Origin of the sequence: Zooshikella harenae (assembly GCF_018837975.1) — a bacterium.
Classification (GTDB): domain Bacteria; phylum Pseudomonadota; class Gammaproteobacteria; order Pseudomonadales; family Zooshikellaceae; genus Zooshikella; species Zooshikella harenae.
Map to the genome: position 1 here is coordinate 1 of NZ_JAGSOY010000108.1, position 10,142 is coordinate 10,142.

The 10,142-nt window shown below is 38.0% G+C and carries 16 protein-coding genes; all 16 read right to left on the reverse strand.

Going from position 1 to position 10,142, the window contains the following annotated elements; translation table 11 throughout:
- Nucleotides 1–195 precede the first annotated feature (195 nt).
- The gene (locus tag KCG35_RS22470; protein WP_215822104.1) at nucleotides 196–489 is read right to left on the reverse strand and encodes a hypothetical protein; all 294 of its coding nucleotides are present in this window, start codon (nucleotides 487–489) and stop codon (nucleotides 196–198) included.
- 61 nt (nucleotides 490–550) lie between these two features.
- Nucleotides 551–829 (reverse strand): hypothetical protein, encoded by a 279-nt coding sequence (locus KCG35_RS22475; protein ID WP_215822105.1) that lies wholly within the window; start codon nucleotides 827–829, stop codon nucleotides 551–553.
- Between the two features lie 129 nt (nucleotides 830–958).
- Complete coding sequence (locus tag KCG35_RS22480; RefSeq protein WP_215822106.1) at nucleotides 959–1,237, reverse strand: hypothetical protein; 279 nt, start codon at nucleotides 1,235–1,237, stop codon at nucleotides 959–961.
- A 27-nt stretch (nucleotides 1,238–1,264) separates the two neighbouring features.
- A protein-coding gene (locus KCG35_RS22485; protein WP_309227486.1) for an IS3 family transposase occupies nucleotides 1,265–2,802 on the reverse strand; the annotation gives its coding sequence in 2 pieces (ribosomal slippage) (nucleotides 1,265–2,331 and nucleotides 2,331–2,802; 1,539 coding nt in all).
- A 38-nt stretch (nucleotides 2,803–2,840) separates the two neighbouring features.
- Nucleotides 2,841–3,134, reverse strand: coding sequence for a hypothetical protein (locus KCG35_RS22490; protein WP_215822107.1), 294 nt, complete (start codon nucleotides 3,132–3,134; stop codon nucleotides 2,841–2,843).
- A 42-nt stretch (nucleotides 3,135–3,176) separates the two neighbouring features.
- The gene (locus KCG35_RS22495; protein ID WP_215822108.1) at nucleotides 3,177–3,653 is read right to left on the reverse strand and encodes a hypothetical protein; all 477 of its coding nucleotides are present in this window, start codon (nucleotides 3,651–3,653) and stop codon (nucleotides 3,177–3,179) included.
- A 103-nt stretch (nucleotides 3,654–3,756) separates the two neighbouring features.
- Entirely contained in the window at nucleotides 3,757–4,236 is a 480-nt protein-coding gene (locus tag KCG35_RS22500) for a hypothetical protein (RefSeq protein ID WP_215822109.1), read from the reverse strand.
- A gap of 272 nt (nucleotides 4,237–4,508) precedes the next feature.
- On the reverse strand, nucleotides 4,509–5,222 hold the full coding sequence (locus tag KCG35_RS22505; protein WP_215822110.1) for a hypothetical protein: 714 nt from the start codon (nucleotides 5,220–5,222) through the stop codon (nucleotides 4,509–4,511).
- A gap of 110 nt (nucleotides 5,223–5,332) precedes the next feature.
- Nucleotides 5,333–5,695: a hypothetical protein gene (locus KCG35_RS22510; protein WP_215822111.1), complete on the reverse strand. Its 363-nt coding sequence runs from the start codon at nucleotides 5,693–5,695 to the stop codon at nucleotides 5,333–5,335.
- Between the two features lie 100 nt (nucleotides 5,696–5,795).
- Nucleotides 5,796–6,242, reverse strand: a complete 447-nt coding sequence (locus tag KCG35_RS22515; RefSeq protein ID WP_215822112.1) for a hypothetical protein — start codon at nucleotides 6,240–6,242, stop codon at nucleotides 5,796–5,798.
- Between the two features lie 60 nt (nucleotides 6,243–6,302).
- Entirely contained in the window at nucleotides 6,303–6,854 is a 552-nt protein-coding gene (locus KCG35_RS22520; protein ID WP_215822113.1) for a hypothetical protein, read from the reverse strand.
- A gap of 90 nt (nucleotides 6,855–6,944) precedes the next feature.
- A complete protein-coding gene (locus tag KCG35_RS22525) occupies nucleotides 6,945–7,337 on the reverse strand; it encodes a hypothetical protein (protein ID WP_215822114.1) in 393 nt (130 codons plus the stop codon).
- Nucleotides 7,338–7,555: 218 nt separating this feature from the next.
- A complete protein-coding gene (locus KCG35_RS22530) occupies nucleotides 7,556–8,035 on the reverse strand; it encodes a hypothetical protein (RefSeq protein WP_215822115.1) in 480 nt (159 codons plus the stop codon).
- Nucleotides 8,036–8,337: 302 nt separating this feature from the next.
- Nucleotides 8,338–8,628, reverse strand: a complete 291-nt coding sequence (locus tag KCG35_RS22535; protein WP_215822116.1) for a hypothetical protein — start codon at nucleotides 8,626–8,628, stop codon at nucleotides 8,338–8,340.
- A gap of 105 nt (nucleotides 8,629–8,733) precedes the next feature.
- Nucleotides 8,734–9,072, reverse strand: a complete 339-nt coding sequence (locus KCG35_RS22540) for a hypothetical protein (protein ID WP_215822117.1) — start codon at nucleotides 9,070–9,072, stop codon at nucleotides 8,734–8,736.
- A 90-nt stretch (nucleotides 9,073–9,162) separates the two neighbouring features.
- The gene (locus KCG35_RS22545) at nucleotides 9,163–9,387 is read right to left on the reverse strand and encodes a hypothetical protein (protein WP_094789943.1); all 225 of its coding nucleotides are present in this window, start codon (nucleotides 9,385–9,387) and stop codon (nucleotides 9,163–9,165) included.
- Nucleotides 9,388–10,142: the final 755 nt, after the last annotated feature.

Sequence of the window (10,142 nt, forward strand, 5' to 3'; positions counted from 1 at the left end):
GCCATAAGAATGTAATTTCCGTTCTGAATAGCAGAAATACGGAGAATACTGCTATCAGCAATGGCTACCCTGGAAAAGCACTGTTTAGTATTCATTACGGGCATGATTTATCTTCTTATTTTTTGAAATTTAATGCAAAAATAATCGACGCAATGAGCCGCATCCTCTATGAATGTATTTTTGTAGTCATTATGCTCATGGCTGCCAATTTTTATGTGCTTCTAGATCATAGTCAAAACCAGCTTCCATAAATAAATCTCTGTAATCAGTTTTTGCTAACTTTACAGCTCTTTCCATTTCAGACACCTTTCCATTACTTAGTTTTAATACAGATAACCAAATCCTTTCCAAGTGATCTTGGTCGCATTTAGCACAGCCGGGAAGGTTCGTGGAGCACTCATTTAATAAAATATTTTTTATTAGCTTAGATTTCTCAGCACCAAATAGGATCTCTATCACATCTTTCGTCTTTGCACTCAATTCGATCATATTTGACCATTAACTATCAATGAACATTACTATGACTGCTTAGGTAACAGCCCTTAGCTGATTACAAGCCCTTCACTTTGTGTGCAAGTTCAATTGTTTGCTTGCGATTTTTTGTGACAACTAACCAATCAAACAGTACTTCACTGTACTCTCCGGTGGCTCCATCGAATTTTGATATTTTGGTATCTTCACCAAAAAACTCTTCTTTTTTAGCGGAGTTTACTGCGTCGATAATGTGCTTGGCGAAAGTCAAAAGTTCTTTTTCAGTTCCAATGAGAAATGCTTCTTCCCAACCCGTTTGGGCTGTGATTAGTGGCCCTGCGTCTCTTTCTTCACTCATTAGTATCAATACTCTTTGGACTTATAACTATTAATAAACGCCACTCTGACGTAAACCTAACCTCATTGAAGGCCTTATGGCTATTGATATCCAGTGAACTGGCTAGATGAAGCTCTTACACGATCACATCTAAAACCTTGCATCCGCACAATATGCATACACTGCTTCATTGATACGAAGTAAATGTCCTGATTTCTCATCATCACCTCGATAACTTGAAAGTAACTTACCGTTCTTAAGTAGGATGATTTGATTTCTCCCGTACCCAATTTCAATTTGACCAACATTGGTACTGGTAATTGGTTCATCTCGACCACCACTGACCTTTTCAATACTAAATCTTAAATACTCATTTGGAATTCTGGATATCGATTCCTCAGGCAATGTGGTGATATCGCTGTTTGTCAAGATAGTTGTCGCATCAACCAACCTACACTAATGATTTAGCATTTGATTGTTAACAGGGTTAAGCCAAACCCTTTCAATTCGGTTCCAATTACGTGTTTTGCCTGTCCAGCGTCTTGGATTGGCCAATCTTGCTTTTTCATATACCGCCTTACGGTTTTCCAAAATAGCGTGATCTTTGCCTTCATGACGTGCTTGATGTGTCACAAACTGAATTCCACTATGCCGATGCACTTGATTATACCAGGTCACAAAACTTAACACCCAAGCCCTTGCTTGCATTAAATCGGTAAACCCCTTATAGGGATAATGAGGTCGATATTTGCAGGTTCGAAAAATTGATTCGGCATATGCATTATCGTTACTCACTCGGGGACGATTAAATGAACTCACCACACCAAGATTATGCATCGTTTGCAGCATATCACTACCTTTCATTGGGCTACCATTATCGGAATGAAGCACTAAAGGTTTGGTAGCAATGTTTTCCTTTAAATAGGCTTTTCTCAGTAAACGTGAGGCATTTTCTGATGACTCTTCTTCATGTATTTCCCAACCAACAATTTTTCGGCTAAATAAATCGAGTATCAAATACAAGTAGTAGTAAAGCCCTTTGGCAGGGCCAGGTAACCACGTAATATCCCAGCACCACACTTCATTGGGAGCCATGGCGACATAAGTGGCTAGTGGCTTCTTCTCGGGCACTTTACTCCGACCTCTATGGTGCTGTTGATTTTCAGCGTGTAATAGACGGTACATGGTCGATTCTGAACATAAATAAACACCCTCATCTGCCAAATAAGGCACCACTTGGCTAGGAGGCATACTCGCAAATACAGGGCTATTCATCACTTCCATCACGTGTGTACGCTCTTCTTCTGTCAAGGCATGTGCGGGTAATGAGCGAGTCGCCTCAGGGCGTTGGTCAGCTGTCACTTCACCACCTTCAACCCATCGTTGGTAGGTTCTGGTACTAATGGCTAATATTTCACAGGCTTTACTTTGACGCGCCCCAGCAGCTACGGCTTCATCAACCAGTGCAACCGCTAAGCAGCGCATGTCATGTGAGATTAGTCGTCCTCTGGCTCCCCCCAGAGTGCCTGGGCTTTTTTTTGAAGTACCAGTAATGCTGCTGCCTCAGCTAATGCTTTCTCTTTTCGCTTGAGTTCTTTCTCAAGCCGGTTGTTCTTTTTTTGCTCCTGTTTTAGCTGCTCATAGGCTTTTTTCGAGTGAGCTTGTTGGGTCGCATTGGCTTCGACACACGCCTGTTTCCACTGCTGAATTTGTTCAGGAAACAAGCCTTTTTTACGGCAATATTCACTTAATTCCGCAGCATTTAAACGGGCCGTTTCAACCACAATATTAAACCGATCTGCTGAGGACCACTGCTCAGCATTCTTCTTGTTTCCGGGCATAACACAGCCTTTTCTTTTCGCAACCTGACGCCAATTATACAAGGTTTTTGCTGAAATACCGGTTTCTTCTGCAAGTGCTGGAACACTCATATTATGGGGTGGCATCATCTTCGCTAGAATAGCTTCTTTTCTTTCTTTTGATACGCGCTTCACTCATCATTCACCTGCGCCCCTTTCTTTAGATTTTTACTTCAGGTGAGGCGACAACTATCCTGACATAAGGGGATATTTACATATTGGTCGCCGACACGTGCCGAAATTCTACCGTGCATACCATATACGAAAGTATAACCCTGATTTAAAATATTCTTCGAAACCCAATCATCTAAATAGGAAACCGCTCGCTCATCTTTAGCTATTGCAGCTATTTCCTGACAACCTCCGTTCAAGTTAATTTGCAATACGAAAATCAACATTAAAAAAAGGGTGACACATAGCGATAACAAAACCAGCACTGAAATACCTAAAATTTTCGCGACTTTCAAGTTGCCAATCCTTTTAGTGAGCAGGGAGAGGCCCTTAGCTGACTATACCTTCGTAATTCTATAGAGGTTGCTCTGAAAATCATATATTTTCTTAATTTTATTATGTAAGAATAAACCTGGATGTAATTCGTCATAAATTCCAATATTAATTATCCTAACGCCAAAATACCAATTGCTATAATCTGACTGAGCTTCAACTCTTCTATAGTTGTATTTTAATCTAACCCATTCCTGACTGTTAATTTTTATAGTTGCAGGCCTACCGTAGGTAAATTGCTTTCCTAAGATTTCAACATCTACATTTTGTGCTTCAGAGTGAGCTTTTATAATAAATTTATCACAAAAGATTAAGTTCTTAGAACGACTCAGAAATTTTCCTCTATTATCAAATGTAATAAACTCATCAGCGACTTTAACATCTATGGGTAGTTCTTCTGGCAGCAATGATCTTTCAACTGCAAATTTACTTCCTCTTTGAGATTTATCCCACTCGTATTCTATCGATTGTACTATGATCATTTTTCAATTTCAGGCATAACTACTAATGGACGTCACTTTAAACCAAACCTCATTGGAGGCTCTATGGTTCTTGGTAACCTCTGAGGTGACTGAGAAGCAGTTTCTAACAGATTATTTTTTTGATCTCATTTTGTATGTTTTTAATACGACTATTCCAATAACCAGCTCTTTCTGCTCTTTCATATGCATTTAACTCTTCATCAATTTCAACTTGATTTAAGCGCATTAAGTAACCTGACAGTTTTTCCTTTAGGTATTGTTTATACTCAGAACCCGATGCAGGGACAAAACCTATGCCTTCGCAACCACATGATTGATATATAGCGCCTATTCTGAACATGCCTTCAATTATTTTCCAAGACTTTATATCAGTAGTTTTTGGCGATTTAAAGTCCATTCCCATATTTGCCATCTGTCCACCGCATTCTGGACACTTGGATATTTTGCTATAATAATCTTCTTCAATCTTTTTCGCAGTTGTTTGATATTTTTCTTCAGCTGCTAGTTTATCGCTCTTTTTTCTGCTATAGGCCAGTTTCTTATACTTATCCAGCTCCCCATTTTGAGAAAGAAAATCAGTCAAATTTGTTTTCTTAAACGACTTTCTGCAATTAAAACATGACCACGTTTGTTTATAGTTATTAAGTGCGTACCTACACACTTCGCAACCCCCTTTCCTAATACATAACTACTAATAAACATCCTCGGGCGTAAAGCCTAACCACATTGTAAACCTTTTGACTCTTAGCATCCACCGAAGCCGGATATTTGTGAGTGTAGTGGCACACTACAGAGTTATTGAGGATCTGTTTTATTTGGCTGGTTAGGTACCAGCTCTTACCTTATCAGATTGGATCATTTACTTTGATAATAAACTATTGTGGGAAAATTATACTTAACACCCATATTCTGACACCATTCTACAAAAGACTTCTCTTGTTTTTGGCTTGTGTATTCTTTCCAACTATTTACGAGAGATGTGTAGTATTCTATTTCCTGGCCTAAAGCTCGTTTTGCCTCTTTGTTTACTAGCCTATGACATAACTCAGCAGCCTTTGATAAAGCGACATCTAGTTCCTCTATACTGCCTATTAGCCTTGATTCGCCTAAATGGTGAGTTTGCATATCTACATCATCAATATAAGCCATGCCAAGCTTGTATATTGAAATCTGGTCATTTGGATCTTGCTCTAGTGCTCTTTGGTAAAATGACAATCCAGCTCCCATAGTTGCCAACCACCTGAAGACCTCTGATGTTGCTCCATTTTCTCGAGACCAGTCAATTAAAACAGTATAAATATGAGAGTATAACGGATGTGAAAGCAACTGATGTATCTCAGAATTATAAAAATGTAACTCAGCAAATTCTAAAGCGATCTCTCGCTGCCTGACCAGTGGAAGCGTTTTAACATATTCAACAAACGATATTATTGCTGAGTTTGCTTGCTTTTTTAGCCCTTGTTCTTTTTTTAGGCAATACTCTACAAACCCTTCATATCCAGCTTTCCCTTCATAGGCGCTGGCTACATTTTTTAAACCTTCAAAGTTAGCTTGATTCCAGTAAAACATACCAAAGATCTATTTATTAATTAATGCCTCTTTGACACAAGCCTAAAATCATTTTAGGGATTATGTTAATTGCTATTCAGCGAGGTGATCTAGTGTTAACTCTTACCCAATTATAGCTGAGACAGCAATACCTTTTCAGCTGAAAGTAAGTTGGAATCATCTAAGATAGATAAAGGCAGGCCGTTTTCTTCTACAACTATTTCAAGAACTCTAACTAACTCAGCTCGACGCTCATTTACCTGAGACTCTAAAAACGAGTATTGCTTATTTGCCTCAGATACCGACATCGCATGTATTAGAGCTGACTCAACTGATTCTTGCATCATGAATGAAAGGCACAAGGTCGATGACTCAATATAGTTACGTTCTCGCTCTGTACAATCTCGTCCCCATAACCTCTCGAACTGACTAATAAAAATCTCTGCATAAGTCTGGTGGAGCATCACATTTCTTTCAAGAAGTCTTTTATCCATAATCTATAACTGTAAGCCATATGGCTCTTAACAGCCACTGAAGCAGGCTATTTGGGAGAGTTGTTGTGGTTTGACTGGGTAGGTAGTAGCTCTTAGTTGATTATATATTTGTTGTTAATTCCGTAACAATATACTCCGCAAAACCATCTTCACCTTCAATCGCTGATAAGCTTTTGAATAATTCTATATCTTCTTTCATTAATTCTCGTACTCTTTTCTGAAAAGCACCATTCCCATCTGGATGTTTGGGACTTGTGCATTCAGCAAACCCCGCGAATATATTTAATAGTTCAGTAAGTATAGGATCTTCAGATGTCTCAAGTATTGCTTTCAAAAAATGATATGCAGGCTCTGAAGCTGACGAGACATATGCGTGTTGATGACAAAGACTACACCACAGCTCATGAGTCGCATCGAGAGCTTCACTTTGGTCATTACTAATTAATCGTTCAAGTTCAACCGGAATCTGAGATGCATTTCCATATGCTGTCTCATACATTGTCCAATCTATACTCTTAATTTTTTTAATATAATTTTCTGTATTCATATTTCAAACTTAACATTTGAATAACCTGGCATCAGGTTGATTAATTGGTTCGACTATTTTTTACCATTCACCATAAAATTCCCCTGCTAAAAAAGTCCCTTGCCCCTTTGCAAGAATTTCACATTTTGGATATTGTTTTGATAGTTCCAATAGTTCATCATATTTGAAGTTTTCTTCCCAAACACTAATACATACGTCACTTAGCTCATTTGTACCTAATAATTCTCTAAGGCCGATTGAATCGATACCTGTTTCTTGTATCTCAACAATTTGTAATGAACTCACATCAGCTAGGTATTTAATACATTCATTTGTTAACTGCTCATTTCCCTTAACCCTCAAGTCATTTAATTTGGACATATTCCCTAGATATTGCAACCCATCATTTGTTATATCAGTTTCTTGAATATTTAGCTGCTCAATATTTTCTAGAGTACTTATAACCATTAATCCATTATCACTTAAATTAGAACAACCCAAATTTATAGATACAAGATTAGGAAACGATTTTAATTTTAATAACTCTTCAGTCGTAATCTCATACGACTGAAACGCAATAAATTCGGAGTCAGTTCTGTATTTTTCTCCATATATTTCAATTAGTTTAGCCATTTTATAATCTTCATAGATTTATTCATACAACGCCCATTTTTGCGACTGATTTGAAGCACAGCGGAAAACTAGTCCAGCAACAGCACCTTGTTAGCTTTTCTCTGGCCAATACAGTAACCAGTTATCTGGTACAGAAAGTCTTTGACCACAACGCCTATGCCGATCGCCTAACCAAACATTAGGGTCAGTGACTTTAAACCGAAAATTGCACTTAGGGCACTTTGTTCTTCCATCTTCACTTACTTCAAGAGCTAATGGTGAATCACCGCCTTCATATTTTCTCTCTTTGACGCTACCTTTTCCGCTACAATATTCACATGGTTTCTTGTACCAGCTACCCCCATCTTCGAAGTATATATAACCGTCCAGCTTACATTTTGTGCACATTTTCGTAACAACTGGGTTGAAACTGTTTTCTTTGGTAGGTTGTTCATCTGAAAACTCAGGTCGCCAGTTAACTTCACCTATACGGCAATCGTTCATACAGGTAATCCTGGTTCCTTTCAAATGCACCGGCGTATTACAGTTTTCGCAAAGTTTTAAACGATTACCAAACTTGTCTGTCACTACTTTCCCCGGAATATCTTCCAAGACTCTCTCCATAAAGCTAACTGTTAATAAACGCCACTCTGACACAAAACCTAACCTAATTGCAGGGCTTATAGCTCCTGATATCCTGCAAGGTCACTGAGAAGCAGTTGCTAACAGATTACTTTTTTGATCTCATTTTGTATGTTTTTAATACGACTATTCCAATAACCAGCTCTTTCTACTCTCTCATATGCATTTAACTCTTCATCAGTTTCAACTTGATTTAAGCGCATTAAGTAACCTGACAGTTTTTTCTTTAGGTATTGTTTATACTCAGATCCCGATGCAGGGACAAAACCTATGCCTTCGCAACCACATGATTGATATATAGCGCCTATTCTGAACATGCCTTCAATTATTTTCCAAGACTTTATATCAGTAGTTTTTGGCGATTTAAAGTCCATTCCCATATTTGCCATCTGTCCACCGCATTCGGGACACTTGGATATTTTGCTACAATAATCTTCTTCAATATTTTTCGCAGTTGTTTGATATTTTTCTTCGGCTGCTAGTTTATCGCTTTTTTTTCTGCTATAGGCCAGTTTCTTATACTTATCCAGTTCCCCATTTTGAGAAAGAAAATCAGTCAAATTTGTTTTCTTAAACGACTTTCTGCAGTTAAAACATGACCACGTTTGTTTATAGTTATTAAATGCGTACCTACACACTTCGCAAACCCCTTTCCTAATACATAACTACTAATAAACATCCTCGGGCGTAAAACCTAACCACATTGTAAACCTTATGACTCTTAGCATCCACTGAAGCCGCATATTTGGGAGTGTAGTGGCACACTACAGAGTTGTTGAGGATCTGTTTGACTAGGCTGGTTAGGTAGTAGCTTTTGTTCGATTATGTGTTACTTGTTGGCGCCTGGTTCGTTAACGTTAATTTAATCAGCTCCAAAAAAACTTCTCTTGAACACTGTAGCCTTGAAATATCTACCTGCTAGGCGAGCAATGACACCAACTGAAAATGCTAAAATAAATAAAAAACTTACAACTAAATCACCACCAAAGCGATCAGGCTTTAATGGTGGATTACTTATTGTAAAGAAAAACAATCCCCAAAGAAGGAACCAAATAATGAGGGAAGTTAATACCAACTTTCTTCCCCATGGAATGATAATAGGGATAACTATCAGAAAGACTAAGATTGATAATAAGCCTGGCAATTCAAGCATTGTGTCATCTCATTTGTTGTTAACACATTACGCCGCAATGTGCGGATTTTAAAAGTGGAGTTCGTTCTTTGTCCTGAACTTATAAAATTCCGTATCATTGCCTTGTTAAGTTTTGTCACTAGCTTCATGCTTTATATTTAAAACTGGTCGTACAGTTATTATTATCTCCTCATCATCATTAACATTTATACGAAGAGAGTTGCCGCTAACTGCAATATCTTTTACACCCATTACACAATATTCATAGATGTTGCTTCCACTAGCCCACATCATTAGTCGTACATCACGATGGTATGGGTTAATTGCACAGGTAAACTCAATAACTCCCTGTACGACTGTATAGACTGAATCATCAAACAACCAGATAGGATCTAGGCCTTGTCGCTCTGGTTCTTGCTCAAATAGCCCTATCAATTCCCAATCTTTAGCACTTATCTCGCTCATATTTGAAACTTAACTATTAATAAACGCCACTCTAACGTAACCAATTAAAATTAACTACTAACTTTTAACTAAATTTATTATTAATAGTATTTACCCATGATTTTCTTTTTGCCTTTTTGATAGAAAATAATCAACCGCTTTATCAAGATCAGAACCAAACTCAACTTCTTCAGATATTTTACCGTCAGGACTCTCATAACCTGAGCAGTAATTCTCACCTTCAGTTGAGCGAATATAAATTGAGCCTTCTGACTCAATCACAATACCTTGTTCATGTTGAAGCACAACTTTAATTGCATCTTTAAAATCAAGCATATATTAGACCTCTTTCTATTCCTTATATAAATCTTTCCCCAACAAATCAAACAATACTAATATTCAAGCCCCACAATACATGCAACCCACCATGCCAAGCGGTACTACTGGGTATTTTTCTATAAGTATACCCAAAACGAAGGGTTTTTAGGAGCGGCCGCCAAGCGATGAAGCCCCCGAAGCTTATATTAATAAGTGACTGGGGTGAAGAGCGCTGACAACATACCCTAATAATGATTCGTGAAGGGTATATAAGTTCTTGTATAGCAATCTATCAGTAGACATCTACCCAATTACGTGTTTTTAGTACCAAGATACCCCTTCCCTAGCTTTGCTTCATTAAGTTGATTGATGCTAGTAAATCAGCAAAAGAGGACATCCACTTTTTGATCAAAGTCAAATATAGGATGTCCCTTTCTAACCCTGGCAGCGTCGGAGGGGGGGAAGACTATTACTCAGGCAGCTTTTTGATCTAAATCAAAAAGCGAGTGTCCTCTTTCTCCTGCTTCCGCCTAGTGAATTAATAATAAGAGAAATTAAAGCCAAAATTGGAACTATTACAATAAATCTAATCATATCTACTTACGTATAATATCAATGAATGTTTCTCGGACGTAAAACCCAACCTCATTGTAAGCCTTATGACTCTTGGCTTACCTCTTTTCCTAAATAATCAACTTCAACCCATCGTTGGTAGGTTCTGGTACTAATGGCTAATATTTCACAGGCTTTACTTTGACGCGCCCCAGCAGCCA

Bases quoted from the DNA above. Each gene is read 5' to 3' on its own strand.
- KCG35_RS22475 (WP_215822105.1), bottom strand. From the start codon at position 829: ATGAGTGAAGAAAGAGACGCAGGGCCACTAATCACAGCCCAAACGGGT.
- KCG35_RS22545 (WP_094789943.1), bottom strand. From the start codon at position 9,387: ATGCTTGATTTTAAAGATGCAATTAAAGTTGTGCTTCAACATGAACAA.
- KCG35_RS22515 (WP_215822112.1), bottom strand. From the start codon at position 6,242: ATGAATACAGAAAATTATATTAAAAAAATTAAGAGTATAGATTGGACA.
- KCG35_RS22525 (WP_215822114.1), bottom strand. From the start codon at position 7,337: ATGAACGATTGCCGTATAGGTGAAGTTAACTGGCGACCTGAGTTTTCA.
- KCG35_RS22510 (WP_215822111.1), bottom strand. From the start codon at position 5,695: ATGGATAAAAGACTTCTTGAAAGAAATGTGATGCTCCACCAGACTTAT.
- KCG35_RS22470 (WP_215822104.1), bottom strand. From the start codon at position 489: ATGATCGAATTGAGTGCAAAGACGAAAGATGTGATAGAGATCCTATTT.
- KCG35_RS22535 (WP_215822116.1), bottom strand. From the start codon at position 8,628: ATGCTTGAATTGCCAGGCTTATTATCAATCTTAGTCTTTCTGATAGTT.
- KCG35_RS22540 (WP_215822117.1), bottom strand. From the start codon at position 9,072: ATGAGCGAGATAAGTGCTAAAGATTGGGAATTGATAGGGCTATTTGAG.
- KCG35_RS22495 (WP_215822108.1), bottom strand. From the start codon at position 3,653: ATGATCATAGTACAATCGATAGAATACGAGTGGGATAAATCTCAAAGA.
- KCG35_RS22505 (WP_215822110.1), bottom strand. From the start codon at position 5,222: ATGTTTTACTGGAATCAAGCTAACTTTGAAGGTTTAAAAAATGTAGCC.
- KCG35_RS22520 (WP_215822113.1), bottom strand. From the start codon at position 6,854: ATGGCTAAACTAATTGAAATATATGGAGAAAAATACAGAACTGACTCC.